Origin of the sequence: Chryseobacterium shigense, assembly GCF_900156575.1 — a bacterium.
GTDB classification, from domain to species: domain Bacteria; phylum Bacteroidota; class Bacteroidia; order Flavobacteriales; family Weeksellaceae; genus Chryseobacterium; species Chryseobacterium shigense.
This window is the reverse complement of record NZ_FTNY01000007.1, coordinates 1-26,721: the sequence shown is the minus strand read 5'-3', so window position 1 is coordinate 26,721 and position 26,721 is coordinate 1. Positions and strand designations below refer to the sequence as shown.

The 26,721-nt window shown below is 34.4% G+C and carries 26 protein-coding genes; 14 read left to right on the top strand and 12 right to left on the bottom strand.

The window, feature by feature from the left end; translation table 11 throughout:
* Both BW964_RS19960 and BW964_RS19955 read left to right on the top strand, forming a co-directional pair.
* Nucleotides 1–1,317, top strand: coding sequence for a sensor histidine kinase (locus tag BW964_RS19960; RefSeq protein WP_076509963.1), 1,317 nt, complete (start codon nucleotides 1–3; stop codon nucleotides 1,315–1,317).
* A gap of 119 nt (nucleotides 1,318–1,436) precedes the next feature.
* A complete protein-coding gene (locus tag BW964_RS19955; RefSeq protein ID WP_449384818.1) occupies nucleotides 1,437–2,297 on the top strand; it encodes a penicillin-binding transpeptidase domain-containing protein in 861 nt (286 codons plus the stop codon).
* Nucleotides 2,298–3,172: 875 nt separating this feature from the next.
* On the opposite strand, the gene BW964_RS19950 is transcribed toward BW964_RS19955, so the two are convergent.
* Both BW964_RS19950 and BW964_RS19945 read right to left on the bottom strand, forming a co-directional pair.
* Nucleotides 3,173–3,826, bottom strand: a complete 654-nt coding sequence (locus tag BW964_RS19950) for a response regulator (protein WP_076509959.1) — start codon at nucleotides 3,824–3,826, stop codon at nucleotides 3,173–3,175.
* The gene (locus tag BW964_RS19945; protein WP_076509957.1) at nucleotides 3,810–5,540 is read right to left on the bottom strand and encodes a sensor histidine kinase; all 1,731 of its coding nucleotides are present in this window, start codon (nucleotides 5,538–5,540) and stop codon (nucleotides 3,810–3,812) included. Before BW964_RS19945 ends, BW964_RS19950 begins: the two co-directional genes overlap by 17 nt.
* Nucleotides 5,541–5,902: 362 nt before the next feature.
* On the opposite strand from BW964_RS19945, the gene BW964_RS19940 reads away from it, so the two are divergent.
* Nucleotides 5,903–6,475: a Crp/Fnr family transcriptional regulator gene (locus BW964_RS19940; protein ID WP_076509956.1), complete on the top strand. Its 573-nt coding sequence runs from the start codon at nucleotides 5,903–5,905 to the stop codon at nucleotides 6,473–6,475.
* A 243-nt stretch (nucleotides 6,476–6,718) separates the two neighbouring features.
* On the top strand, nucleotides 6,719–7,420 hold the full coding sequence (locus BW964_RS19935) for a type 1 glutamine amidotransferase domain-containing protein (RefSeq protein WP_076509954.1): 702 nt from the start codon (nucleotides 6,719–6,721) through the stop codon (nucleotides 7,418–7,420).
* 178 nt (nucleotides 7,421–7,598) lie between these two features.
* Here BW964_RS19935 and BW964_RS19930 read toward each other — a convergent pair whose 3' ends face one another.
* Entirely contained in the window at nucleotides 7,599–8,276 is a 678-nt protein-coding gene (locus BW964_RS19930) for a MarR family winged helix-turn-helix transcriptional regulator (protein ID WP_228432180.1), read from the bottom strand.
* Nucleotides 8,277–8,418: 142 nt separating this feature from the next.
* Between BW964_RS19930 and BW964_RS19925 the strand changes: the two genes are divergently transcribed.
* From BW964_RS19925 to BW964_RS19905, 4 genes are all read left to right on the top strand, one after another.
* Nucleotides 8,419–9,825 (top strand): hypothetical protein, encoded by a 1,407-nt coding sequence (locus BW964_RS19925; RefSeq protein ID WP_076509952.1) that lies wholly within the window; start codon nucleotides 8,419–8,421, stop codon nucleotides 9,823–9,825.
* Between the two features lie 213 nt (nucleotides 9,826–10,038).
* Nucleotides 10,039–10,428: a helix-turn-helix transcriptional regulator gene (locus BW964_RS19920; RefSeq protein ID WP_076509950.1), complete on the top strand. Its 390-nt coding sequence runs from the start codon at nucleotides 10,039–10,041 to the stop codon at nucleotides 10,426–10,428.
* Between the two features lie 655 nt (nucleotides 10,429–11,083).
* Nucleotides 11,084–11,425, top strand: coding sequence for a transposase (locus BW964_RS19910; RefSeq protein WP_076509948.1), 342 nt, complete (start codon nucleotides 11,084–11,086; stop codon nucleotides 11,423–11,425).
* Nucleotides 11,426–11,724: 299 nt separating this feature from the next.
* Nucleotides 11,725–12,555 (top strand): hypothetical protein, encoded by an 831-nt coding sequence (locus BW964_RS19905; protein WP_076509946.1) that lies wholly within the window; start codon nucleotides 11,725–11,727, stop codon nucleotides 12,553–12,555.
* A 365-nt stretch (nucleotides 12,556–12,920) separates the two neighbouring features.
* On the opposite strand, the gene BW964_RS19900 is transcribed toward BW964_RS19905, so the two are convergent.
* Entirely contained in the window at nucleotides 12,921–13,574 is a 654-nt protein-coding gene (locus tag BW964_RS19900) for a hypothetical protein (RefSeq protein WP_076509944.1), read from the bottom strand.
* Nucleotides 13,575–13,883: 309 nt separating this feature from the next.
* Between BW964_RS19900 and BW964_RS19895 the strand changes: the two genes are divergently transcribed.
* The 6 genes from BW964_RS19895 to BW964_RS22615 all read left to right on the top strand — a co-directional run bounded on the left by BW964_RS19895 (nucleotide 13,884) and on the right by BW964_RS22615 (nucleotide 19,723).
* Nucleotides 13,884–15,611, top strand: a complete 1,728-nt coding sequence (locus tag BW964_RS19895) for an amidohydrolase family protein (protein WP_076509942.1) — start codon at nucleotides 13,884–13,886, stop codon at nucleotides 15,609–15,611.
* 193 nt (nucleotides 15,612–15,804) lie between these two features.
* Nucleotides 15,805–16,947 (top strand): vWA domain-containing protein, encoded by a 1,143-nt coding sequence (locus BW964_RS19890; protein WP_076509940.1) that lies wholly within the window; start codon nucleotides 15,805–15,807, stop codon nucleotides 16,945–16,947.
* 87 nt (nucleotides 16,948–17,034) lie between these two features.
* Entirely contained in the window at nucleotides 17,035–18,489 is a 1,455-nt protein-coding gene (locus tag BW964_RS19885; RefSeq protein WP_076509938.1) for a sigma 54-interacting transcriptional regulator, read from the top strand.
* Nucleotides 18,490–18,622: 133 nt separating this feature from the next.
* Nucleotides 18,623–19,153 (top strand): hypothetical protein, encoded by a 531-nt coding sequence (locus tag BW964_RS19880; protein WP_076509936.1) that lies wholly within the window; start codon nucleotides 18,623–18,625, stop codon nucleotides 19,151–19,153.
* Nucleotides 19,154–19,405: 252 nt separating this feature from the next.
* Nucleotides 19,406–19,549: a bacteriocin-like protein gene (locus BW964_RS22620; protein WP_164466250.1), complete on the top strand. Its 144-nt coding sequence runs from the start codon at nucleotides 19,406–19,408 to the stop codon at nucleotides 19,547–19,549.
* Between the two features lie 27 nt (nucleotides 19,550–19,576).
* Entirely contained in the window at nucleotides 19,577–19,723 is a 147-nt protein-coding gene (locus BW964_RS22615; protein ID WP_165789226.1) for a bacteriocin-like protein, read from the top strand.
* A gap of 78 nt (nucleotides 19,724–19,801) precedes the next feature.
* On the opposite strand, the gene BW964_RS19870 is transcribed toward BW964_RS22615, so the two are convergent.
* The 8 genes from BW964_RS19870 to BW964_RS22760 all read right to left on the bottom strand — a co-directional run.
* Nucleotides 19,802–20,596 (bottom strand): hypothetical protein, encoded by a 795-nt coding sequence (locus BW964_RS19870; protein WP_076509933.1) that lies wholly within the window; start codon nucleotides 20,594–20,596, stop codon nucleotides 19,802–19,804.
* A 479-nt stretch (nucleotides 20,597–21,075) separates the two neighbouring features.
* A complete protein-coding gene (locus BW964_RS19865) occupies nucleotides 21,076–22,188 on the bottom strand; it encodes a hypothetical protein (protein ID WP_076509931.1) in 1,113 nt (370 codons plus the stop codon).
* A gap of 364 nt (nucleotides 22,189–22,552) precedes the next feature.
* Entirely contained in the window at nucleotides 22,553–22,882 is a 330-nt protein-coding gene (locus tag BW964_RS19860) for a DUF4280 domain-containing protein (protein ID WP_076509929.1), read from the bottom strand.
* Nucleotides 22,882–23,313: a hypothetical protein gene (locus tag BW964_RS19855; RefSeq protein WP_076509927.1), complete on the bottom strand. Its 432-nt coding sequence runs from the start codon at nucleotides 23,311–23,313 to the stop codon at nucleotides 22,882–22,884. Before BW964_RS19855 ends, BW964_RS19860 begins: the two co-directional genes overlap by 1 nt.
* Before the next feature lie 11 nt (nucleotides 23,314–23,324).
* Nucleotides 23,325–24,398: a hypothetical protein gene (locus tag BW964_RS19850; RefSeq protein ID WP_076509925.1), complete on the bottom strand. Its 1,074-nt coding sequence runs from the start codon at nucleotides 24,396–24,398 to the stop codon at nucleotides 23,325–23,327.
* 36 nt (nucleotides 24,399–24,434) lie between these two features.
* A complete protein-coding gene (locus BW964_RS19845) occupies nucleotides 24,435–24,947 on the bottom strand; it encodes a hypothetical protein (protein ID WP_076509923.1) in 513 nt (170 codons plus the stop codon).
* 7 nt (nucleotides 24,948–24,954) lie between these two features.
* A complete protein-coding gene (locus tag BW964_RS19840; RefSeq protein WP_123912040.1) occupies nucleotides 24,955–25,707 on the bottom strand; it encodes a hypothetical protein in 753 nt (250 codons plus the stop codon).
* Between the two features lie 15 nt (nucleotides 25,708–25,722).
* On the bottom strand, nucleotides 25,723–26,721 hold a 999-nt coding region (locus tag BW964_RS22760; protein WP_228437941.1), incomplete at its 5' end, for a phage baseplate assembly protein V.

The window sequence follows — 26,721 nt, the reverse complement described above, 5'->3', positions numbered from 1 at the left end:
ATGAGCAAAAATAATTACATCTGGTTGATTTATATTTCCCTGGCTATCGTCTGCGGAATCTCAAGCTATCATTTCTTCCTTCTGGAAAAATGGATTAATGTGCTTCTTTTTTCGACCCTGACTTTGATTTTAATCCTTTTGACGAATTCTGCATTTTTATCTCAAACTTCAAAAACGGAGAAAATTATTCAATCCATCATCAAAAAAGATTTTTCCTTATTTCCCAGAGAAGAAAATTCCGAATTAATGAGCAGCAGTGTGCGGCTGTATTACCAGAGTAAGAATGAACATCTTTCTTTGTCTTCCTATAAACTTCTGTATGAAAGCATTTTGGATCAAATAGATACAGGCCTGATGATTTTATCTGATACGGGTAAGGAGTGGAAAGTATTTTATGTAAATCCTATCTTCCTCAATATACTTGAAATTCCAAAATATCATTCATGGAAACTTTATGCCACTAAAATTCCTGAATTTTACAAGATAATTGAAGAGACGAATTATGAAAGCTCGCAGGAGTTTCTTGATATTTCTATCCGCCAAAATGCAAAACAGTCTTTTTCTCTGAGAACAAAACAAGTGAAAAATGTTCAGCACAGTTTTTACATCATCACCTTAGAATCTGTTCAGAAAATCATTGAGCAGAAAGAAAAACTGGCCTGGAACAACCTGATGAAAGTTATTTCTCATGAGCTTTTAAATACCCTCACTCCGGTGAACAGTCTTATCCAGAATCTTGAATATATCAGTAACCAGGAAACGGTGAGTAAGGAAGATCAGGAAGAAATGAAAGAAAGTCTGATGATCATCACTTCAAAATCAAAAGAGCTCCTCAATTTCGTTGATAATTACCGGCAGGTGGCTGAACTTCCAAAGCCGATCTTTAAAAATGTATCGCTGAAAAAAATTACAGAATCTGCTGTTGATTTTTTAAAACACGAATTTGAAAAGAATCATATTAAAATTGTTTTAGATTTGGAAGAGCATTTCGTTTTTGCAGATGTTAAAATGATTGAACGAAGCCTGATCAATCTTTATCTCAATGCTATATCTGCGCTCTCTGAAAGGGAAGACAAGATGATCACAACATCTATAAAGTCTCAAAACAACAGGGTTATTTTAACTTTAACAGACAATGGTTCAGGTATAACCAATGAGATTAAAAATAAAATATTTCTTCCTTTTTTCACCACAAGAAACGGAGGCTCCGGAATTGGTCTAACGCTTTCTAAAAGCATTATGGAAGCTCACCGGGGCTACCTTATCTATCATGCACAGGAAGAAGGCAGTTCGTTTGAGATGTGGTTTTTACCCTAAAAGAAATTCTGGAATTGGGATTTGAAAATTTGTGGAAGTAAAACCTCCGTTTCTACCCTGTCAATATTAAAAATAAAGCGTTAATTTGAAACCATATCATAGCCACCATGAATCATCAAATAAGTATAAAAAATCTGATTTCAGGAATAATTTTAATGATTTCCAATTTTTCCTTTGTTTCAACCTACGCACAACACAATGCTAAAACCTCGCCACTCACTGAATCTATCGTTGTAAGACGTGATTTTAAAAAATATTTTAATGAATGTCATACCGATGGTTCCATCGCGGTTTATGATAATCACCAACATCAGTGGATCGTATCAGATACTCTTGATGTAAGAAAACAGACGCTTCCAGCGTCCACCTTTAAGGTCATCAACATGCTGATTGCTCTGGAAACCCAAACGATTGCGAGTGAAACTGATATCGTAAAATGGCCTGGAAAAACTGATACGATAAGGTATGGGTATCGACCGGATATTTATCACGATATGCCTGTGAAAGAAGCTTTTGAACTGTCAGCAGGTTGGGTTTTCGTAGAGCTGGCGAAAAAAATAGGAAAAAAAAATTATATAAAGTTTTTATCTAAAAGCAGATATGGCAACCTTGATCTGTCGCAGACTGATGCTGATTTTTGGAATTTCGGGCATTTTGCCATTTCTCCCCTTCAACAGGTGGAATTTTTAAGGAATTTTTATATGAACCGATTACCGTTTTCTAAAAAGCATATCGATATAGTCAAAAAAGTAATGTTGACAGAGCAAAATGCAGAATATACCATTCACTCAAAGACAGGCTGGACCAGAGATGGGGGAATGAATACCGGATGGTGGATCGGTTATGTAGAGAACGCTAACGGCACTTACTTTTTTGCGACCCGACTTCTCCAGGACAGAAAGCTGAATCAAGCCAATTTTGGAAATTGCAGAAAAGAAATTACAAAATCCATTTTCAGAGACCTGGAAATCATCAAATAGCATTTTCAATATCCGGATTATTTCATGTATCGTTTAAACTTTTCCTAAAATTTTCAAATCCTTTTAAAAAACAAAAAGAAGCTGCCCTTCTTGGACAACCCCTTTTTTTCTGTATTGAATAACCTATGAATCCATTGAACTTCTCTATCGTAATTTTGTGTTTTTTTAAGAGTGGCTTCGAGAAGCCCGGCCAAGGTTACACATACACTTATATTTATTTCATCACTTCGTTTTTTAAGCAGCTATACTGTGTTACTTTATAGCTACTCTCTTTTTTCAGTTGCTATCAATTAAAAAAAACTAAAAGCATTTTCAAATTGATTTGCGGTATTCATTTGGTTTTTATTTCTGGTACAAAGTAACAACTTTACATCATTAAATGCCGCACCAATAGCATCGATATATATCGATAAGAGCCTAGATATTTATTGAAAAAAGATGGAATGAAATGCTAAGAAACTCTTATCACAAAAAAGAGGTTCCCCCTTTTGGACAACCCCTTTTTTTCTGTATTGAATAACCTAAAACCTATAACTTCTCTATTGTAATTTTGTGTTTTTTTAAGAGCGGCTTTCGAGAAGTCCGGCTCAGATTACGCATACACTTATATTTATTTCATCACTTCGTTTTTTAAGCAGCTGTACTGTGTTACTTTACCGCTACCTCATCTTCTGTTGGCAATAAACTTAAAAAAACTAAAAAGCATTTTCAAATTCGCAGACAACACTCATTTGGTTTTTATTTCTGATGCAAAGTAACAACATTGCAGAATACAATGCCCCACAATAAACGTAGATATATATCGATAAAAAGCCAGATCTTTATCGACATTATAAGGTATAAGGTAAAAAAGGAAGGGGTGAATTTTAGAAAATCTATATCTTATGATGGGTTTTGACCAGGTCAATCAATTCCACAAGGTTTTCTATTTTCAACTTATCAAAGATGTTCTTCTTGATGGTACTAACGGTATTCTGCTTGATATCCAGGTGATTGGCAATTTCAAGATTCCCAAAACCGTCTGCGTACATTTCCGCAATCTGCAGCTCTCTGTTCGTCAGACGACTAAGAGGATTGATTAAATCAGGATTATGAACAAATTTTACCATCAGGTCACGCGAAACGGCAGAAAAGTACTCTCCTTTGTAGACGATGTCTGAGATGGCCTGTCTGATCTGCTCCTCTTCACTTAATTTGCTGACGTATCCATTAGCCCCCGCTTTTATAAATTTAAGCACATGCAGATCTTCTTCAAGTCCTGTAAAAACTAAAATTTTAATATTGGGATTTGCTTTTTTCATTTCCGGCAGAATATGCAGGCTGTTACCGTCCGGAAAATGAGCATCAATGATGGCTATTTCAATTTCCTTTGACCCCACGAGTTCCACAATTTGCAGTAATGAAGAGGTATGATATACTTTAGAATGGGGAATAATTTCATCAATCAGAATCTCCATTCCCTGACGTACAATACTGTGATCATCCGCTAAAAGGAACACAATCTCTTTATTTTCAATTGGAATTCCCATTATTATTATTGATATTTAAATTAATACTGAATGTTACTTTTGTTCCTTTATGCAATTTACTGGAAACTGCTATTTCACCGTTGAACAGGTCTATAATTTCCTTACATAAACTTAATCCCAGACCTGCTCCAAAATTATCAATTTCTTCGGATATCATGCCCTGATAATAAGGTTCAAAGATTTTTGCCAGATCAGAATCAGATATGCCAACGCCTGTATCGGCTACTGTCGCCGTCAGTGTCATGGTATGGTCATTGATCTTTTCTGTCAACAGGCTAAGATCAATCTGTCCGTTTTCTGTAAACTTGTTGGCATTTCCCAGAATATTCATAAAGATCTGGTTGATTTTTATAGGATCCGAATTGACGATCAGGTTTTCAGGGATTCTGTCTGTCACCATAAATTTATTATTTCTGGTTTCTATGTATGGGGTGACAGCTTTTACAATAGCATTAATTTCATCTTTAAGATTAAATACGGTAGCTATCAATTTGTTTTCAGTCTCCTGATTTTTTGTGTATTCCAGGATCTGTTTAGACTGTATCAGCAAAGTGCTGTTGGTAAACTTGATGGACTTCAGATAGTCTTTTGTCGTTTCATCTGTAGTTGTTCTGTTAATCTTATCGATAAAAATATTAATGATTTTCAGCGGCGACATGAGTTCATGGCTCAGCATTCCCAGAATTCTGTTTTTAAAAGTAAGGCTCTTTTTAATCTCCCCGTTGGCTGCATTTAATTTCAATTCATAAATAAATGCCATTCTGGTAAAATACATGATCAAAATGGATACAATAAACATTAAGACCATTAATCCCAGAACCAGATATTTTCTTATCTTGTTATTGTCTGAACTTTGCTTGTTGTATTCTTTTTCCAGTTCAGCCTTAAAGTCACTAATGGCATCTTCATAGACCTTGATCAGCCCGTTACTGTACACCAATAGCTTGCTGAAATTACTGTAAAAATGAGCATTATCCCTTTGATTTTTGACCGCATCAGAGCGCACTTTTTTCACCTCATCCGAATAATGTTTATCCATAGATTTTATGGCATTATCCATTTCAGATTTTACGTCGGAAAGATCTACTGTTTTATTATTGGTGAGTGTGATGACCGTGCTTTCTTTCTGAACTTCCACTTTTCCGGAGATCGCATCTTTCAGACGTCCCATAAAACCTTTCTTTTTTATGGTATCTGCATAGGTACGGGTTTCTATATTCAGATTATCAAAATTATTTTTATATTTTTTCAGTTCATAGGGTCTGTCTTCAATTTTCGCCGGTGGGTTCAGAGAAGACTGATAAGCAGAATCTATTAATGTTTTTAGTCTTTTAACTTGTAATGTATCTTTTTGCTGTACGACCACATTGCTTTTCAATCTTGGCTTTATGCTTTCGTACTCTCCTATTTTGTCAAAGTTATTTTTAAGTTTTCGTAGGGACTGAAAGTATAATTTCAGGTCTTTTTCATCCTGGCTGACGATATACTTCTGAAGATAGTTCTGGGCGTCCATAAAATCTTTTCTTGAATCGTCCGTCAATCCTCCTAAAGCTCTGCTCTCTTCCAGTCTTTCCTTGATGAAATGTAGCTTCTTTTCATTCACAAATTCGTTATAAAAGAAGATGGCTATAATAACCTGTATCAATAGAATACAAGCGATCAATGAGTAATGAACAATTTTCCTCAATTTAAAATTTAAGAATTTATTTTTCATATCTATTTATCAGCTAAATTAATTTTCTGATTACTTAAGTCTGTTGGTTATTAGTTCTACATGATCGTAAAAAAGGCCCAAAAGTTGAGCAATAAGTCAATATCATTTAATTAGCAAAGTTAAAGTAATTTTTGTCTTATTATAATAGTCAATACCTGATAAAACCCATAGAATTCTTCTAAATTTACACAAAAATAATGCATAGAACCTGAGGATTTGTACGATTAAAGGGATTTTTAATAAAAATTCTGAAATTTGTATTTTTATTTTATGCTATTTCCAAGCACCATTTTTTTTTATCTCCCTGAAAATTGGTTCAGGGAATGCCAACATAAAGTATATTTGTATTATAGTATTATAATATGAACGCCAAAGAAATTCTGAGAACCCATATAAATAAAGTCGTCGATCTTACGGATGAACAGTTTGATTATTTCTTTTCTTTATTTAAACCTCAATTTTTTAAGAAAGGAGAAGTCCTGATCAGTGACGGAGATGAGGTAGATCAGGAATATTTTGTTCTGGACGGTTGTTTAAAAACCTATTATACCAACGACAGCCTGAAAATGCATATTCTTCAGTTTGCAACCAGCAAGTGGTGGGCTTCGGATTATAATGCTTTGTATAATGATGAAAAAGCATGTTTCAGTGTAGATTGTGTTGCAGACGCCCATACCTTATGTCTTTATAGTGAAGACCGGGAAAAGGTTTGCAGGGAAATCCACGAAATAGAGCATTTTCTGCGCTGGCGGTCCAACAGAGGTTATGTAGGATTGCAAAAACGGATCCTTTCTCTTTTGAATAATAATGCACGCAGCCGCTACGAAGAATTGATGACACAACATCCTGAATTGTACAATCTTGTTCCCAAGCAGTTAATTGCAGCATATCTGGGAGTTTCCAGGGAAACATTAAGCCGCCTGTACCAATCCTAACCAAGTGATCCAGATCACAAAAAACCAGATTTTCCGGTAAAGTGATGTAGATCACACCATACTTTTCTCTTTTTACCTCAAATTCGTATTGTTATTTAAAGACAGTCAAAATGGAGGTATCTGAAATCAATACCATCTGTTTAAAGAGATTCTCTTTCTTCAGGTGATTATCGTATGGCTTCTTCCAATGATGAGTCCGATATTAAAATGTAGAACAATATATCAATCTTAAAATCCAAAATAATGAATACAGCAGTTTTTAAAGTACTTATTGTACTTACCTCACATGATCAATTGGGGGATACGGGACTTAAAACCGGTTTCTGGTCAGAAGAATTTGCAGCCCCTTATTATGCCCTTATTGAAGGAGGTGCAGAAGTTACACTGGCATCACCACTAGGCGGCAGACCTCCTCTTGATCCTAAAAGTGAACTTCCAGAATTTCAAACAGAAGCAACCCGTCGTTTTGATGCAGACGAAGCTTTACAGGAAAAGCTTTCCCACACATTGAAACTTAGTGACGTAAAAGAAGAAGATTATGATGCCGTTTTTTATCCCGGCGGTCACGGTCCGCTTTGGGATCTTACCAATGATACAAATTCGATTGCATTGATCGAGGCTTTTTACAGAAAAGATAAACCGGTTGCTGCAGTGTGCCATGCTCCCGGAGTATTAAGATTCGTAAAAAATGAGGACGGATCTCCATTAGTGAAAGGTAAGCAGGTGACTGGATTTTCCAACACAGAAGAAGAGGCTGTTCAGCTGACTCAAATAGTTCCTTACCTGGTAGAAGATGAGTTGAAAAAATTAGGTGGAATTTACAGCAAAACCGAGGATTGGCACAGCTATGTTTTACAGGATGGGCATTTAATTACCGGACAAAACCCGGGATCATCCATTGCAGTTGCAGAAAAGCTTATTGAGCTACTGAATACTAAAAAATAAGATAAACTCAGTGGAAAAGATCAAGATATAAGCCATTCAAAGTCTGCGCGCAACGTGTGGACTTTGAATTTTACAGCATTCGAAAACATATGAAAGAACTTTTCTTATCAGGGACATCCCTGGAGATCTTAATATAGTATTGTATCCCCCGAACCTTATATTTGTATCCTGGTAATCATCAGTTTTCCCTTAATTGATATTCATTGTAAACAACATCGATAAGATTTTCGGTATCAATATGTCTGGAAAATATAGGCTGGTGAAATTGGTCTAATTTGTCTAAAATGCGAATCAGTTCCATTTTTTCAGAGTAGTTGAGATCACCCGCGACTATACGGGTAGCCTTTCGTATTTTATCCATCTGATTTTCAAGCGCAAGCAATCCCTTTTTCGTAATTTTAATTACCTTGGCTCTTTTATCGGTACCGGATCCGCACTGCTCAACCCAATCCTGTTTGATCAGCCGGTTGATGATGAGATTCCCTATCGGTTTATCATGGATATTCCTTTTGATAAGCTCGGTTTTTGTCATGGTGCCCAATGCCTTCAGGTTGATAAGATAAATAAAGTCTTCCTGTGTTCTAAAACAGGAACCGGAAATAGCAGATTTTGAATACGTTTTTGCATACCTGTTAAGGTGAACCAATAAAGTAGAAATTGCACTTTCAGGAGTTCTTCCATTCTCCTTACCTTCCCAATCCGGTTCTTCTACTTTCGAAGTAATTTTGTTTTTAAATTCTTTATTGGCCCATTCTAAAAAACCATTGATATCATGATCATAAAAACCTGATTTATTTTGGTTTTCGAAAATTTCGGATAACTCAATCAAATTTTTTACTAATAAATAATTAATCATATGTGTATTTTAATGTAAAAATATAACAATAATTCACTAAATCAATACAAAAAATTTAGTATATTTATTAATTAAAAATAATATTAATATACTTTTCTTTTTTTGAACAAATTATAATAATTTTACTTTTAAACTTAAAGCAATGCCTCAAAAGATTGTTTTTTTAGCTCTATTTCTATTGTATTTCGGTGTAACACAAGCTACTGAAAAGAAAATTGATAGTCTTTATAAAGTTAAAAATAATGAATACAGATTAAAAGGTGAATTATTAAAAGCCATACACTACAATGAAATCTTAATTAAGGCATCACTAAAAATTAATTATAAACAAGGTATTTTTAAAGGGTACTTGCTGAATGCAGAACTGTATTGTAATCTGGACCAATATGACCTGAGTTTTAAAGAGCTAAAAATTTCAGAGACCTATTTGGAGTCCATAGATGATCCTTATCTTTTATCAGGTTATTATACCGAATATGGTGAAGTTCTGAAATACTACTGTCTGTATTCAAAGTCTATGCATTACCTCAATACAGGAAACCACTTTGCAGAAAAAATTAAAGATAAGAAAGCAAGGTCAAAAAAGATCAGTCTGATCAATACCTATAAGATTGATATTTTTGAAACACGAAAAGAATATGATTCCATGATGTATTATCTGCAAATGAATCATGTCCTGTACAAAACCCCTCAGAATTCTGCCAGGATTGGAACGTTTTATTTGGAAAATATGAAAAATATAGATTCGGCAGATCATTATATCCGGGAATCGGAGAACCTCCTCCATATCGATCCGAGTCCTTCCAGCAAAGCTTATCTCTACCTTCAAAAAGCAAAGCTTTTATTCTGCAAAAAAAACTATGATTCCAGTATTGTCTACTGCAATGATGCCTTACGATTATGGGAAAAGTTAAAAAGAAAGGAATCCATCAGAGAAACCTATGCATTGCTGAAACAAAATTACCGGAATACCAATGACTGGCAGCATTATAACCTGTACTCCAATAAGTATTTGATCATTAATGATTCTATTCATACCAATTTTAAAAATACGGTTGATGACGTACTTGAAACCATAGTAAATGATGAAGACAGAAAGATGTCTGAAAATTCATATGTAGTAATGGCCTTATTTTTATTGGCATGTCTAGTTCTTTTCTATATTTTGTATCATAATAAAACAGCGAAAAATAAGATCGAAAAGATCAATGAAAAACTGATAGAAAATCAGAACATCCTGACTCATCGAAAACTGGAAATTAATCAATCTTTGGTAGAGATGATAAAGACCAACAACCCTCTTTATTTTAAGACATTTCAGGATCATTATCCAGACTTCATTTCTAATTTACTACAGGAATACCCCAACTTAACCAAGTCGGATCTCTATTTAACAACCTACATTTTTCTGGATATGAGCAGTAAGGATATTTCAAAATACATTTTTCTGGAAACCAAAACGATTTATATGAAGAAGTATCGTTTAAGGAAAAAAATGTTCTTGACAGCTGAACAGGATCTGTACATTTTCATCCAAAAATTTTATTAAATAGTTCTTAAAAATGAAATTGTAGTGATTTTGTAGTATCCAATTCCCAAGTTCTTTTTGTCTAAGTATATAAATTCGCGAAAATTTTGACACAGTATGAAAGAACATCATCTAATATTATTTTTATTCACCACTATTTCAACAACATACCTCTCACACTATCTCATTATTGTACTTTTTAAATCAACTCTATCGAACAGAAAATATAAAAGAATGGCATTGAACAGCAAATTAATCAATGATATTTTAATTTCACAGTACACAACAGGTAGACAGAATAACTACATGTCTAAAGAGAACTACAAAAGCATTACAAGTATAGAGATCGTAGAATTACTAAAAAGTGAAGGAAGATTCATCCATGAGTTTGATAAACGTTATCCCGGATTTACGAAAAAAATCATTGAAATCAATCCTTCCATATCAAAATCTGAAATTACATTAGCCGCCATGATCCGCCTGGGATTTTCTAATAAGGAGATTGCCAAATATACCTATGTAGAAGAAAAAACAGTGCATACCAAGAAATACAGACTGAAAAAGAAACTCAATATTCAGAGCAATCTAGACATCAGTCAATTTATACAAAGCATCAACATTTAGCAAACAGAAGTACAGCAAAAATCGACATAAAACAACACATTGTAGTAACTCTGTAGTAATTTTGTAGTAGTTTAAAAAAGTCATTTCAACAGAAATATACTATAAATTTGTTCACATAATATCACAAGTGTCGTACCCTCAAACCTTAAAAATTCCATCCTTATTATCTGAGATTTTCTACATCGCTATACAATCACATTACTGCCATTATGAAAACTCTGTATACACAAAAACCAGATAACAAGGAGAATTGATTACAAAAAAATTATGGATTTTAAAAACATACATATTGGTGATTTGATCAAAAACCGTATGGAATCACTACATTTAAAAACATCTGATATCTCTTTCGATATAGGTTGTACAGATGATGAAATAGACATATTATTACAAAAAAAGACAGTAGATTCCAATCTTTTGCTGCAGCTCTGTAAAATATTGGAATATGATTTTTTCAGGATTTATACCCAACATTTGATACTGTATGCCCCCCAACTCCTCCCCATAAAGTGGTCAATACAACCCAACTCAATATAAGGAAGAACATCTACACTCCTGAAATTATAGAATTCATACTGGAATTATTACGCACAGAAAAAAAGACGAAGGAGCAGATCATCAACGAATACAGGATCCCTAAATCTACATTGCACAGATGGATAAAAAAGTACGAAAAATAACGATCCCTGATTATAAAAAAATTTTTCAGGATGTTATTATTTATAAACATCCGGAAAAGAAAAACGAGTGTCTTACCTTCCTGAAGAAGAAAAGTCTCTCTACGCTTGACGTTATTCAGCTCAATGCTATTATTTTTAAAAACCATAGTGAAATGGATAAAGTTACCAACCAAAAACACCGTTCCTATGACCAATCTACCATACTCCAGATCCTAGACTACCAGAAATCTAACCATTTAAATAATATTCAGACAGCCCTCTATTTTAAGATCAGCAGAAATACAGTTACTAAATGGAAAAAACATTTTTTAGTGTAAAAAGAATGATTTTTTTTATGCTTTTTTAATAAGGAATAAAAGTTTCCGCTCTGTATCAGATGATCATACCTGTACAAAATTTGAACACAACACTATATATACAAAATGTTCAGTCTATTCCTAAAGAGCATTGAGCATACTGTTATCCCCTCCTCTTTCCAAACCCTATATTGATTAGGATTGATAAATTACAAATGATGAAATTCAGGAAAGAGGAGGTTTATACCATCTTACATCCACACAATAAGGGTATAAAAAATTGTTGACGAGTTATTTTGAAGCTCAAAAAAAAAGACGCAATGTATCATCTGATAACAGGGAATGACTTTATTCTTTATATTTGGATGATGGTAAAAAAAATAATTTCTTTCATGGTCCTGCTGAACCTTTTTTACAGTTGTCAGTCTCAGGATTCCAAAGTAGTCCTTCTGGATCAGTTGGACAAATCTTTTGATGTTTCCGGTTTTTATAAGGTAAGACTGCAAAAAACGGATGAGCTTTTATCAGCAGATGTAAAGAAAATGAAGAAAGAGGAGGCGAAAAAAGCATTACAAAACGCTTTATTTGCAAAGGACACGCTTGCTTTTTATCAATCTAACGGAAGATTACCCAGCGAATTTTATTTGGAATCCACGAATGACTGGATGACAAGAAAAGAGAAGCCTGTCAAATATTTCGGCTACCGATATAAAACAGTTGCTTATGATGAAGCAAAGGATACTTTAGCCATTTTGAATAAGGTGCCATTCCCCGCTCTGACTATGACGGAGGACAATAAAGGGAAACTGGTCTCCCTAAATGCGACCAAAACCTCAAAAAACAAAAAAGACCTTTCAAATATTCTTAGTTTTTTCCAAAAAACCTGTACCCGTTTGAAGACTGAAGATCGTCCGGCAGAAGGAACAAGCTATTGGGAAAATAAAGATTTTTACTATCATCTTTCCGGAAAAAACGGAAAAGAAGAGGAAATCCTGTCGTATGATGTTTCCGGAAATAAGAAATCGAAAATCGTGGATATTACAGAGATCCGGTTAGAAATATATTCCAAAGACTTTATTCGGACCTTGAGAGATGAGCATGCTTATATCCCTGATTTCATTCCTGCCAACTCAAAAAAAAATAAGTTCTGAATTTCCTAAGGTGCAAAATCTATTTTGTTTTTAAATACCTTAATAAAAGACCGAGGATGTGGTAAGCTGCACAGCAGGTCATCTCTTTGAAAGAAATCATTATCATTAAAGTATTTATTCAGAATGATCATTGCTGGAAAATAAGTGGTGAAATATATCCAAAAGTCTAAGAAATGAATTTTAAGATCTAAAGCTCCAGGATTTTATTCGTAAGAATCAATACCTTATAATAATATAGAAAACCAAAAAACAATTATATTTTCTGGTTTTCCAATTTTAATAAAGATAAATAAAGGAGACTGGCAGCACCTAAGCTTTTACCAGAAGGCTCCTATACAGTGTAGAGAATTCAACTGTTGATGAAATCAATAGCTGTTATACATGGCAAACGCCTGAAATGAAGTCCCTGACAAACTTCCTCCCTGAAGACATTGAGAAGCGGTAGCAAAGTCAAAACAGGTTCCTAAAATCTCAATAGTATGGGTTCCAGCACTCAATAAAGTTATATAGCTCCCTGCATTATAAAAAATACCTGTTAAATTAGTTCCTGTAGTGGTACTGTTTGTATAGGTATTGGAAGATCGGACCACGTTGGTTCCGTCAACATTCAGATGAGTTCTCAGGAGCTTCATTCTTCCATCTGTAGCAGCGGCAGATAAAGTGATGGGAACAGAATAACTAATCATCACAAATGCAGGATTTGTCAAAGTGATAGACTGATTGCTAATACTTACCGGTGTTACTGTACCACTTCCTCCTGCACTTACAGAAGGTAATGTGTTCAAATTAAATAATTGAACCATTTGCTGATTAAGAACATTTTTTTTGACATAATCAACATTTCCATTGTCATCGGCAATTAAAACATTACTGTATCCTGTGTTTGCCGATTGATCGGTTTGTGTTCTGACTCTTAAATTACCATTAAGATCTAAGGTTCTGGAAGGGGCAGAAGTATTGATACCTACCTGTGCGTTCATCAATGAACCCGCTATAAAAATAAAATAAATTGCTTTCATTCTGTATTTTTTTATTATAAATAAATTTATAAAATTTCTTTGAATACTGGAACAATATTATAAAAAAACAAACTATTCATTGAATAATTTATTTAAATTCCTTTATTCAGTTGGTATTTTAAAAATCAAAACCATTCCTTAGTATTCTATTTTCTGTACCATCAGACATGAAATACTTATCAAATAGAAGATGAAAACATTGTATTCAACCTAGTGCTTTCTTTATATCACCTGTTTTACAATACCTTAAAAAAAAATTCAGATTAAATATTTGTTTGTAAATTGTGCGGAAAACGAACCCCCTGAATAATGAGTATCCCAACACTACCGGAAACATCCTTGCATGCGCAAAATTTACCTGCTGAAAAAAGACCTCCATTTATTAATTGTCATACCCATACCTTTACCGGAGAACATATTCCACCATTTTTAGGTAAAAAGCTTTTGCCACTGGGACTGGGATTTATACTGACTATAAAACTGATTGTCGGATACTTCAGATGGTACTATAAAGTTCCGGCGAAATGGAGGTATCAACGTCCCTATAAAAAATGGCAATCTTTTCGCTTCCGCATAATCTGGTTTCTTCAGAAAGTTCCTTATATCACCTTTCCTATTGGGGTGATTTTGACTTTAGATACTCTTCTTATTCTCTTTTTTGGAACTTTATCCGATAAATTTCATGGTCAGCCGTGGTTGGGATATGTGGAAGGATTCAATACTTTTATGCAGCGTATTTTTCTTTTACCTCCCCCTGAACAGGTAATAATAAGGTTTCTGATTGTCCTTCTGCTCTTTATAATTAATAAATCGGGACGAAATCTGGTGATCTTTGTGGCCAAAAGCCTGTTTCAATTTCTGCGGTTATTACCAGGATCTGAAACTTCAGCTTATCTGAAACGCTACATCAGTATCGGCAGATTTGCCTTTCATCAAAAACAAATGACGATCTTCCGTATGCTGGAAAAGCAATACCCGTCTGATGGCCGTTTCGTGGTTCTTCCTATGGATATGGATTATATGGAAGCCGGTACACCTCCATCCAACTATATGAATCAGCTATATGAACTAAAAGCTCTTAAACGCATCAAATCCAAAACCTGCCTTCCTTTTGTATTTGCTGATCCGCGGAGGATCAAAGAGGATCGCACCTATTTTGACGAGATTAAAAACTGTATCATCAAGGAGGATTTCAGAGGCATTAAAACCTATCCTGCGCTGGGGTATTATCCTTTTGATAAAGATCTGCTTCCGCTGATGCTGTGGGCCTGTGAAAACGAAATCCCTGTACTGAATCATTGTATCAAAGGGACCATCTATTATCGCGGAAATAAAAAACAGGAATGGAACAGCCACCCTGTATTTTCACAGTCAACCGGAGAAAAAGGAAAGCGGGAACCTTTAAGACTCTATGAACTTAGCAATAGTGATTTCTCTACCAACTTTACCCATCCCCTGAATTATCTGTGCCTGCTGGACGAATATTACCTGAAACTGCTTCTTGAACATTATAATGATGAGGCATTGTATTCACTATTCGGGTATACGAAACGTGATGAGCCCCTTAAGAAGAATCTCAGCAAGCTAAAAATTTGTTTCGGCCATTTCGGTGGCGAAGATGAATGGGCTAAATATATGGAGCGTGACCGTTATCTTTCTGAGAACGGCTTTACAACTCCGCAGGGTAAAGGAATCAACTTCATTCCTACGGCTTTGGAAAATTCGTGGCGCCATAACACATGGTTTGCCATTATCTACAGTATGATGCTACAATACCCTAATGTTTATGCAGATATCAGCTATATTCTTCATGATGACCGCATCTTTCCAATGCTAAAATCCCTTTTGAAAAAAGACAGTGGCATCAGTGACAGAATTCTTTATGGCAGTGATTTTTATGTAGTCCGCAGTCAGAAGAGTGATAAACAAATGTGGGCAGATACTGCGGGAAGACTGACCGATCATGAGCTGGAACTGATTACAAGGACTAATCCAAGGAATTTTCTTTATAATAAAATCCATGCCTATGTTGAATAGTCTTTAATGATCTCCAATACGAAAAGTCCGCAGTGGCTGGTGCTGATTAAAGTTTTCATCAAAGCTATAGGTCATTTCGTATCGCTGTCATTAGTATTTTCTATTTTTCTGAGAGGGTCCTGATGTGATATTTCGCTAACTTGTATGCTTAAATAAAGTAAATCAGGTTAACTGATAACAGCAGCAGCATCTTATGAAGAATAAAGATTTTAATATTCAAAAAGGATTTACGTTCAGTAAACACATTCCGGAAGATATTTCTCATTTTGACCGGGTCTTTGATGTTTTCAAAGATTTGCTTACCCATACTTCCGGTGATATAGAGGAAGCCTTCGAATGGCTTGATATGCTCGATAAAGAATATGATATTTTCAGCGATGAATATTCCCTTCAGGATTTTGAGGAAGATCTGAAAAAACGGGGATATATCAAAGAAGAAGACGATCCTAAAGATGGTAATTCAGGAACGGGTAAAGGCAAAAATGTATTGACCGCTAAGCTGGAGGCAGCTTTACGTGAATACGCCCTGGATCAGATTTTTGGAAAACTGAAAAAAAGCGGCGTGGGAAATCATCGGACAACAAAAACAGGAGTTGGTGATGAGCGTGACGGTGAAAACCGTTCTTTTCAATATGGAGATGATCTGTCCACCGTGAATATGACAGAAAGCTTGAAGAATGCACAGATCAACAATGGAATTTCTGATTTGCGACTCACGGAGGATGACCTTATCGTAGAGGAAACCAAACATAAGGCGCAAATGAGCACCGTCCTGATGATTGACATCAGCCACTCTATGGTTTTATATGGTGAAGACCGGATCACTCCTGCCAAAAAAGTAGCCATGGCGCTGGTAGAATTAATTAACAGGAAATATCCCAAAGATTCCATCGATATTATTGTCTTTGGAAATGAAGCCTGGCCTATCAAAATTAAAGATCTCCCCTATTTAAAAGTCGGACCTTATCATACCAATACGGTGGCCGGGTTAGAACTGGCGATGGATATTCTCCGCAGAAAAAGAAATACCAATAAACAGATCTTTATGATTACGGATGGAAAACCAAGCTGTATTCAACTTCCTACCGGAGAGTTCTATATGAACAGTAACGGTCTGGATGAAATGATTGTTTCCCAATGTCTCAACAGAGCAGCACAAGCCCGAAAACTTAAAATTCCCATCACAACCTTTATGATTGCCCAGGATCCTTATCTGCGTAAATTTGTGGAAGCTTTTACAGCTCAGAATAAGGGAAAAGCGTTCTTGACAGGACTTTCTGGCTTAGGGCAGATGATTTTTGAAGATTACGAGAAAAACAGAATAAAGAGGATATAGATGTCAGATAGCAGATAACAGATGTCAGATTTGAGATTTGAGATTTATTAATAGTCCATTAAATAATTATTAGTACTTAAAAAGAAAATGAAAAACGATATTACATTCAAAGAATTAAAGAAATCCGGATATACAGACAAAACCATTAACCAGGAAATCCAGGCGAACCTTATTGCCCGGATTAAGGCTAAAGAACCTGTATTTGAAGGGCTCTGGGGATATGAAGACACGGTCATCCCTCAATTAAAAAAAGCAATTCTTGCCGGTCATCATATTAACCTTTTAGGATTACGCGGCCAGGCCAAAACCAGAATTGCGAGAAGTATGGTGAACCTTCTAGATGAATATATGCCTATTGTAAAAGGATCTGAAATCAATGACAGCCCATTTCAGCCTATCTCAAAATATGCGAGAGATCTTATTGCGGAACTTGGTGATGAAACTCCGATTTCGTGGGTACACCGCTCAAACCGTTTCTTTGAAAAACTGGCTACACCGGATGTGAATGTTGCTGATTTAATTGGTGATATCGATCCTATCAAAGCAGCCACCTTAAAACTGCCTTATTCTGACGAGCGTGTGTTACATTACGGGATGATTCCCCGTGCCAACCGTTCTATCTTCGTACTGAATGAGCTGCCTGATTTACAGGCCAGAATTCAGGTTTCTTTATTCAATATTCTGCAGGAAGGGGATATTCAGATTCGCGGATTTCAATTGAGAATGCCTCTGGATATTCAGTTTGTCTTTACAGCCAATCCGGAAGATTATACCAACAGAGGAAGTATTGTCACTCCATTGAAAGACAGAATCGGATCACAAATTTTCACACACTATCCACAAACCATTGCTCTGGCAAGACAGATTACAGAACAGGAAGCGATGATCTTATCTGAAGATCTGTCACAGATACAAATTACCGGTTTGGCAAAGGATCTTTTAGAAGAAGTGGCTTTTGCAGCCCGTGACAGTGAATATGTAGATGCAAAAAGTGGCGTCAGTGCACGTCTTACCATCAGCGCTATGGAAAATCTGGTGGCAGCAGCGAAATTGCGTTTGTTAGAGTCAGATGCTGAAAAAACAACGGTTCGTCTGCTTGATTTTATGTCTATTATCCCATCCATTACAGGGAAAATTGAATTGGTGTATGAAGGTGAGCAGGAAGGCGCAGATTACGTAGCGAAAATATTAATTGACCAGGCGGTTATGATCCAGTTTGAAAGTATATTTCCACGAATATCTAAACTGGAAAAAGAAGGCATCAAAACACCGTATACGGACTTGATCAAATGGTTTAACAAAAATCATCTGGAACTGAACTATTCCGATACAGACGAGAACTTCTATGCTAAACTCAACAGCATTACCCCTTTGGTAACCGTCGTTGAGGAAAATGCTTCAGAATTAAGTGTGGAAGACCAGAATTTCTGTAAAGAATTGGTTTTATGGGCACTGACGATCAGTAAAAAACTGGATAAATCTGAAAATCAATCTGCTTTTACTTTTGATTCTGCGGATATTGGTCAGTTTTTGCGCAACTAAAATATATTCTCAGACAATCATTATAATCAATAAAAGAGGGCCAAAATAGCCCTCTTTGTTATATAAATACCTCATGTATTTTCAAATCAGTACTGAATCTTTACGTAATTTTATACAAGAATAAATCGTTGATATGCCTTTTGACAAAAAAAATTATCTGACCGAAATGAAATCTATGATGGATAAAGCGATAGAAAGACTGAAAACGGAAAAACCTGAATTTGTAATTTATACGGTCAGCATCTGGACAGATCCCAATGCTGCTGCAAGTGCGATCAGTTTTGACAGCCAAAGGAATTCAGCACTACAGGTACAAGAATCCAATGAATTTGATCAACAACAATATGAAGAGTTCATTGCGGAAGGGGATTTGGAAAGTGCCGAATCATTTAAACCGGAAACCTGGATCAAGCGAAACTCCAATCCTGCTAATTTTGAACTCAGAGATTTTGAGGAAACCCACCATCCTGATATCCCCATCAACTGGGAATATGAAAAGGGTGGCAGATGCTGGCCTCAATTAAAACCTGCGCTCACAGAAATTGGAAATTATGCATTCAAAAAAATACAAGTAATGCCTATTGAAGCCGATTTTGAACTGGCCATCAATGGTAAAACAGACTGGTATGATAAAATTTGGAACATCAATAATGGAAATATTTAATTGGTTATCTGATGCTATACTACACAAAAAACAGATCCGGCAATCATGGTTTTTGAATGTTTTCCTATTCTTTTTCAGGCATCAATTGTACCTGTCTCCTATTGCATACTTAATCTGTTAAAACACTTTCCTGAATCCCATTATCACCTTTCATGATGACATCAACCCAATCCTTTAAGATAAATTTATTAAGAATTATTTCCTTTGGATGAGAAAAATTTATTAATTTCGAACAGAACCAAACCTATTCATATGAAAAATTTAAAGAAAGTCGAAAGACAGGAAATGAAAGCAATTAAAGGAGGCATCAATTGTCCGGGTGGGCAGCTGTGCCTGATCAGCGGAAAATGGCAATGCATGCCATACGACGGATGTGGCGGCGGAAACCAGCCTTAAATACAATTTTAACCTAATTACTTTATTATGAAAAATTATAAGAAAATTTCAAGAGATCAGTTGAAGAGTATCAATGGTGGAGCTTTGAGCTGCTCTGAAGCATGCTGCCCACCTCCGGGAATAAAAAGATGTCCATGGGTGATTTGTATTGTCGCATGTGATGTATTAAGCTAAAAAATACCAATACATTCTATTTGAAAATAAAAGAACCTTAGACAATTTATTCTAAGGTTTTTGTTTATAATAATGTGATTATTTTACTATATTTTCCTTCAGTTTGTTAATAATTAGCCTGGCTGGATTGATGATATCTTTTTCAAGCTGCTGATATTTTTCAAATTTGTAGGTCCCTAAACTTTTGCCATCAGAATTTAATGGATTGCCATCTTTCCCTAATTTATCTACTACACCCAATAGTTTTCCTTCATAATACACGTTCCCCCAACTGGCTTCCATCTCACCATCCATCCCGTATTGGCTTTTATGGTCATAGACAAATGCGGAATCAATTTTCTGAATAGCTAATCGATGCATATCCTGAATATATTTATCTGCATCATTGATTTCAACTTCGATCAGCTGCTGATATTTAGCGTTGAATTTCTTTTTTTCCTCAAATATAGCGATCTGTATAACCTTTTGAATGCAAAAAATACCTATAGCCGGCATCTGTAAAGACATTGCTTTCTGATTGATTTCAAATGAATCTTCTTCCATATCGTCCAGTAAATTTTGCTCTTCCACAAGCAGATATGCTCTATACTGCGTTTCCAATGATCTGGAACGGTTAATGAGTTCCTGCATATTGTCTTTGAAGAATGCGGTATCTACGATCTCCCGCATTTTTACTGAAAGTCTCTCTACAATCTGGTCTGCAAATTTCTGAAACATATCCCCCATATTCTCTTTTTTGGCAAAAAGACCATCCAATAGCATTCCCATCGCGAAACCAGCCCCTCCGGAGATCAGTCCGTTGGCTATTTGCTGTCCAATATTTTCCCAGGTAAAAGCCCCTGTAAAACCTTTGATCAATTGATTATCTGACATCATATAAATTTTTATGGTTAATAATTTTTAATGTTTGCACCTGATCGAAATGGGACATGAAATTTCATCGGTCTACATCCCCATTCTGATCAATACTGGTCTAACTGTAATTTATACAACAGACTGTTGTACTTAAATTTAAAAGAAATGATATTTTCCAAGTTTTACCATCAAAAACCATTGTCCTTCTTTTATATATCAAATGTAATCAGTCTTATTTCAATGATCAATACCCCTTTTGTGTAAGATATGATATAAAAAATGAAGGGAAGTAGCAGAGGTGAGAAAAATATGATGAAAGCATTTAGAAAATTTTAATCATTTTTGATCAAAAAAAGAAAAACCTTCAGATTACATCCGGAGGTTTTACTATTTCTAAAGCGGAAAGAGGTTCGAACTCCTGCCCCATTACAGTCAATAGCTTTCAAGATTATAGAAATCTCATCCAACCATTATCAGGCGTCATTTTATTCCTTATTTTATTTCTTTAATTGCATTTGAATCGTGTCCTTGTATAAAATCATTTTCCATTCCATTGATTGGTTTCTAAAATTGCTAATCTGAACAGGAATCGTATCAGGTTTACTGGGATTCTTTTCGTAAGATATAACTTTAAAATTCTGCCCTTTATCATCGTGATGATATTTCATAAATAGTGAAGTACTATCCACATACATATACGGATTGGGACAATAATACATTTTTCCTCTTTCTTCAATATAAATGGTTTTCCAGGCCAGGGTATCTTGCTGCCATTGATTTTCTTTAACCAATTGTCCATTACGCGTCATCGATGTGACTTTCCATTTTCCAAAAAACTTTTTTGAAAGGTGAACGTCATAATTATAGTACATAACAAACAATAAAGGAATCAGGATGCATAACACACGAGCGATTGAGCGGAAAGAATTATTACCAATGGATGGCAGTTTGCTTTTGTGTTGATTAAAGAAGCTTATGATATTAACTTTTTGCTGTAAAAACAAATTAACTAAGCCTAATATGATCAGGATCGATGTCAATAATGTAATAGGTCCGATATGATAAAAAACATTAATCAAAACAATGTTCAGCATTACGGGTAAAAGTATAACAATGCCTGGTAAAGTTGTACGTTTGAATAACAAAAGAATGCTCCCGATGATTTGGAAAAAGGCCAAAATCACAGCAAGTCCGTAAGAAAACCCATAATATTTCCAGGTTAATTCCGGACCCGTTAATGCGCTTGTTAAAGAATCATTGATATGATATGAATAATTAAAATTAACTTCAAATATTTTTTGAAAGCCAAAATCCAATAGTAAAAATGCAATCCAGTACCGTAACAGTGTTGAAAGCCAAGCAATACATTGTATAGAATTAAAAGTTCCGTTCTTTTCTTTTTTTTGCCAATAAAAAGAAAAACCAATGGAGAATAGTATTGCCAATCCTAAGGTGGAAAATCCTATGGGAAATATAAACTGTGAAATTTTATAAGGTAAAAGAGGTAAGATTATAAAAAGAGCCGTATTTATAGTCCCTACAATGGCTAAAAAAGATAATGAAAATTTAGAAAACCATTTTGTTTTATTGATTACTTCGGGTGAATTCATGGATTTTTTTTAATTATTTTTTTGGTGGGTGCTTGTACAAAATGATGCCTGACATTCTTTTTCACGAAAAAAAGACATAAGAATTTTGTGAAAAAACATTTACATCCATATTTTGTGAAATCAGTCGCTAATATAATTATTTATAAATCATATCCTTATTTTTTTAAAAAAAATTCATGAATGTTAAATTATTAATGGAAAATATAAAAATACACGAATTGACAGGCAATCAAAACTCTAATAAAATTGTTTTAGCTAGAATGGGAAATGGCTTAGCTTCCTACCTTTTTCTCCTAAGATAAGATTCTTATAATTATTTACATAGCACTCTAATTCCAATGGCAAAAAAATTATAGTTCCTTAACTATTCTTTTACAAAATCTTGAGCTGACTTTACAACGGATATTTTACCACCGATGGAGCACTGGCACGTAGAGTTATCTAATAGTTCTTTTTTACCCTCAATTTCAAAATCAGAGGTATTGTCCCATTTAATTGGTGAAGGAGTACAGGAAGATCTTAAAACACGACACATCCCAAAAGGCTTAATGTTAATATCAGGCTGTTTGTCCTCTTCTGTGGCCTGTGGTTTTCCATCAATGCTCATAAAAGACTGACTGGTTACTGTGAGCGGAGTTGGTGATGTTCCTTTATTACATTTTAGCTGGGTGGTATCTGTGATATGCTTGGACATTATTTCTCAATATTTAAAATTCCTTTTTCCAGAGAAGTTGACATTTTAGCTTTATAAATCAATTTTTCTCTATTATAGATTGTAATATTCTTAGTCATTGTTGAAAGTGTAATATCTTGTATTTTAGCACCATTAATAAAATATTCAATTTTTTTATTAAAATGTGACAATAAAGCTCTCTCAGGTAAATAGCTTTTTTTTGATTTTAAAAGTGTATTAAGGAAAACTATTTGTTTTTCTGTCAATTTTTTACTATTCAGTAGTTGAATAGAGTTACTTTCATTAGTATCATTGACTGTAGATGTTTCCTTATCATAGTAGGAATAATTCCTTATTAGTATACTATCTACTTTTCCAGTATAAATATGTTTTATTTGCCCATTTATTAAAATGTTTAATAATATAACAAAAACTAAGATTATTTTTTTCATTTTCTTAACTATTAGATTGCTTCTAAACTTTGAACCGTTGACTCATCATAGACACCGTAATTTCCATCTTCAATTTTAATATCTAAATGCTTTTTATAGAATGTTACATTTGCCATTGTACTTGGTGCAATATGAAATGTTGGGTCTATATTGGCATAAGTTGCTGGTAATGCAGATATAACTTTAATACCAATCTTTTTTGCAATTACTCCTGCATACACACTAAGATAGTTATATGCTAGTATTTTCTTTATTTCTAAAAATGTTAGTTTTATTGAGTCATTTACTTTATAGGTTGTCCCTAATATACCATTGATTTGAGGAGTTAAATCGACAGGTAACGAACCACTAGGATGATAATAAAATGTATTAGGTACAAAACTAAAAATAGTAGAATCAGGTATTGTTTTAGTAGTACTATACTGTTTGTTATTCCTAAACTTTGAAAAAAGAGCATTTGTTGCAACAGGAAAGCTACATCCCCAAATTTTCATAAAGCCAGAACTTGTAAATGCATTTTTAAAATTTGTAGCATTAATCGTCCCTGAAGTAAAGTCAGCTTTTCTCATATCACAATCTCCACCACCACTATCTGTATTTACTAAAATTGGACCATTCCAATACGCATGAGAAAAGACATGAACTTCCTGTAATGTATTAGGATTATTTGTTCCTATATCTTCAATCAGTTTATAAACATCAGTTTTTGAAATTATCTTTTTACTATTATTCTCAAATCGAATACTATTATTAGCTCTCACATAGTCACTATTGATTACTTTATCAAATGTTATTGTGCTTTTCTTAGGCGATGAGTTTGCAAAGTATTCAGTTTTAGTAATGGTTCCTGCTAAAATATTTACATCATAAATAATAAAATCATTTCCTTTTTGGCTCTGAATGATTTTCTTCACATAGCTTTGAACATATTTATCAAAAGAGCCTGAAAGTTGATTATTGTTATGGTCATCAGGATAAAATAGTCCAGAAACCAATATATACTGTTTGAATGGAGCGATATTTACTTTCAAATGTTGGAAATTCGTATTTCCATTTACTTTTATGACTGTTAAAGTTCCTGCCATTACTTATATAATCTGCATTATTGTTTTAAAGCATTTCTATTTTATACAATCACCTATTTGCTTTTGAACTTTAAAGCGATTTTTTTCAATATAATCCAGTAGTTCATCAGGATACTCACAAGCTTCGTTCACTACATCAAATTGCGTTTTTAAACAAGTGAATAAGTATATCTTCTTATTTTCATATAAATAGATGAATGCAATATCTCCTTTTTTTAGAGTAGCAGTCTTTTTGGAACATAATTTTATCTTTAAATCTTCATTATTGGATATGTTATTAACTAAGATTTCTATTTTTTTCTTATCCTTTAAAATCTCATTATAAGTAGAATCTTTAATTATTTTATTTTTTACAACATTCCATTTTAATTGTACTCCTTTATCAAAAATAATGGCAATGACATCCTGAACCACATCATTCTTCTCCGATTCAATTGATTCGTTTACAATGCTTTTTTTAATAAACATTCTGCTTTCTTTTTTAAAACACCCAAATAACAGAAAAGGCATTAAAACTAATCCAAAACTAAAATTTTTAAACTTACTCATGATTAATCTATTTTTGAAAATGGGTTGGAATTTGATTTGCTGAAGCCTTAGTTAATAAAAAACCTGTACCATGAGATGAAGCATTTCTATAAAAATTATGATATCCTCTTGCTCTCCAATACAAATTACTCATCCTTATAGCATCTTCATGTCTATAAGTTGAAGATCCAATAATTCTTCCATAGCCATGCCCTAACAACTCATGAGCCAATAATTCAGCAGGAGTAGAATGCCTCGGATATTGAACACCGTTTGGGGCATATGTAAAATCTCCAATATCTGCCTTAGAATCCATTACAACAACGGTTAATGTCCCTCCTAAATAACTTGTATTTACTCCACCACCAGCTTGTTTATCGATTTCTAATCCTTTTGAATTCGGAGATAAGTGAAAACTTGGTAATGCTGTAATCGAACGATTATTTAAAGTTTCATAGGTAAATGTCATATCTACATAGTGAGATGTGCTTGAATTGATTGCTAAATAATAAGCATAAGCTAATGACCTTATATCTGTATTATGGTTTCTGATTGCATTTTCTAAAGTCGCCTGAGGTATTGCCTTCATTTTTAATCTATTATCTTCTAACTGAAAAATAGCTTTTACATCATTATGATTGTAAAAAGAATTTTGAATCTCGTTTAAAATTCGTTCTCCTGATATTTTACTTACACCAATTATTCCTCCTGTTATAACTTGAATGCTAGGTTGGAATTTTGTCTTTCCATTCACATTTTTTACTGTTAAAGTTCCTGACATGTCCATTGTTTTAAGTTATATATTTTTTTCCGAAGAATCTTCTTCTTTTTGTTTCTCGATTTCTACTTTTTCTTTTAACTCGGCAAAACCTTCCTTATTTACTACTCCCGAATAAGTTATTTCTTTTTTCTCATTATTATAATCATGTTCAACATCAACGTCAATAGTTTCTCCCTCATCATAATTTCGAGTATATACCAAAATACTTATCTTTTCCCCAATAAAAGCCGTGTCAATAATATCTTTCATATCACCATCCATCCATTGAATACTCACAATTTGTTTTTCTTTCGTATACTCAAATTCCCCATTTTGAGGTAGTTTGTTCATCTGAGGGGCTTTATACTCAATCTTATCTATAGCTGTTAATAATGAGTTTGAACCATAGACATGCATTCTATCCTTTGCTCCAAACTCTGTCTGTCCATCGGTATAACCTATGAATTTTTCTTTACCATAAAGGTCCAGGTGGGCTTTTGCTGATATTTCAGTATTGGTTCCAGCAGAAATAATAGTTCTCTTCCCACTGTCTTGGCTGATTTCTTGTCTTGCAATAATCTTGATATTCTGCCCGACATTGGTATCCATATCCTTACCTGCCTTGGTTTCAATATTTTCTTCAATATCAAATTTCAGGTTCTTGGATTTTATGGTAATGGTTTCAGGAGCAGTGATGTTGATGTTGCTTCCTTCAGTATCAAACTTCAGCGCATTACCACTTTTATCGGTCAATAAGATACTTTCATCTTCTGTAAATACCAATCTATGTCCACTTCTGGTCTGTAAGGATTTTACACGGTTATCCACTCCACCTCCCAAGCCTACACCACCGTGAAACATTCCCCCCATAGCAAAAGGAAAATCGGGATTATGGTATTCAAAGTTCACCATTACCTGGTCTCCAATTTCTGGAACAGCCACAAAGCCTCTATTCTGGCTTACTGCATCTGTGCCACCAGCATCAGGGCTCATCATTCGGATAAAATGAGTAGTGTCATTTAACTGCCAGTCAAA

Excerpts from the sequence above, each read along its gene's own strand:
- BW964_RS19960 (WP_076509963.1), top strand. The coding sequence starts at position 1 with ATGAGCAAAAATAATTACATCTGGTTGATTTATATTTCCCTGGCTATC.
- BW964_RS19950 (WP_076509959.1), bottom strand. The coding sequence starts at position 3,826 with ATGGGAATTCCAATTGAAAATAAAGAGATTGTGTTCCTTTTAGCGGAT.
- BW964_RS19945 (WP_076509957.1), bottom strand. The coding sequence starts at position 5,540 with ATGAAAAATAAATTCTTAAATTTTAAATTGAGGAAAATTGTTCATTAC.
- BW964_RS19940 (WP_076509956.1), top strand. The coding sequence starts at position 5,903 with ATGAACGCCAAAGAAATTCTGAGAACCCATATAAATAAAGTCGTCGAT.
- BW964_RS19935 (WP_076509954.1), top strand. The coding sequence starts at position 6,719 with ATGAATACAGCAGTTTTTAAAGTACTTATTGTACTTACCTCACATGAT.
- BW964_RS19930 (WP_228432180.1), bottom strand. The coding sequence starts at position 8,276 with ATGATTAATTATTTATTAGTAAAAAATTTGATTGAGTTATCCGAAATT.
- BW964_RS19925 (WP_076509952.1), top strand. The coding sequence starts at position 8,419 with ATGCCTCAAAAGATTGTTTTTTTAGCTCTATTTCTATTGTATTTCGGT.
- BW964_RS19920 (WP_076509950.1), top strand. The coding sequence starts at position 10,039 with ATGGCATTGAACAGCAAATTAATCAATGATATTTTAATTTCACAGTAC.
- BW964_RS19910 (WP_076509948.1), top strand. The coding sequence starts at position 11,084 with ATGGATAAAAAAGTACGAAAAATAACGATCCCTGATTATAAAAAAATT.
- BW964_RS19905 (WP_076509946.1), top strand. The coding sequence starts at position 11,725 with ATGTATCATCTGATAACAGGGAATGACTTTATTCTTTATATTTGGATG.
- BW964_RS19900 (WP_076509944.1), bottom strand. The coding sequence starts at position 13,574 with ATGAAAGCAATTTATTTTATTTTTATAGCGGGTTCATTGATGAACGCA.
- BW964_RS19895 (WP_076509942.1), top strand. The coding sequence starts at position 13,884 with ATGAGTATCCCAACACTACCGGAAACATCCTTGCATGCGCAAAATTTA.
- BW964_RS19890 (WP_076509940.1), top strand. The coding sequence starts at position 15,805 with ATGAAGAATAAAGATTTTAATATTCAAAAAGGATTTACGTTCAGTAAA.
- BW964_RS19885 (WP_076509938.1), top strand. The coding sequence starts at position 17,035 with ATGAAAAACGATATTACATTCAAAGAATTAAAGAAATCCGGATATACA.
- BW964_RS19880 (WP_076509936.1), top strand. The coding sequence starts at position 18,623 with ATGCCTTTTGACAAAAAAAATTATCTGACCGAAATGAAATCTATGATG.
- BW964_RS22620 (WP_164466250.1), top strand. The coding sequence starts at position 19,406 with ATGAAAAATTTAAAGAAAGTCGAAAGACAGGAAATGAAAGCAATTAAA.
- BW964_RS22615 (WP_165789226.1), top strand. The coding sequence starts at position 19,577 with ATGAAAAATTATAAGAAAATTTCAAGAGATCAGTTGAAGAGTATCAAT.
- BW964_RS19870 (WP_076509933.1), bottom strand. The coding sequence starts at position 20,596 with ATGTCAGATAATCAATTGATCAAAGGTTTTACAGGGGCTTTTACCTGG.
- BW964_RS19865 (WP_076509931.1), bottom strand. The coding sequence starts at position 22,188 with ATGAATTCACCCGAAGTAATCAATAAAACAAAATGGTTTTCTAAATTT.
- BW964_RS19860 (WP_076509929.1), bottom strand. The coding sequence starts at position 22,882 with ATGTCCAAGCATATCACAGATACCACCCAGCTAAAATGTAATAAAGGA.
- BW964_RS19855 (WP_076509927.1), bottom strand. The coding sequence starts at position 23,313 with ATGAAAAAAATAATCTTAGTTTTTGTTATATTATTAAACATTTTAATA.
- BW964_RS19850 (WP_076509925.1), bottom strand. The coding sequence starts at position 24,398 with ATGGCAGGAACTTTAACAGTCATAAAAGTAAATGGAAATACGAATTTC.
- BW964_RS19845 (WP_076509923.1), bottom strand. The coding sequence starts at position 24,947 with ATGAGTAAGTTTAAAAATTTTAGTTTTGGATTAGTTTTAATGCCTTTT.
- BW964_RS19840 (WP_123912040.1), bottom strand. The coding sequence starts at position 25,707 with ATGTCAGGAACTTTAACAGTAAAAAATGTGAATGGAAAGACAAAATTC.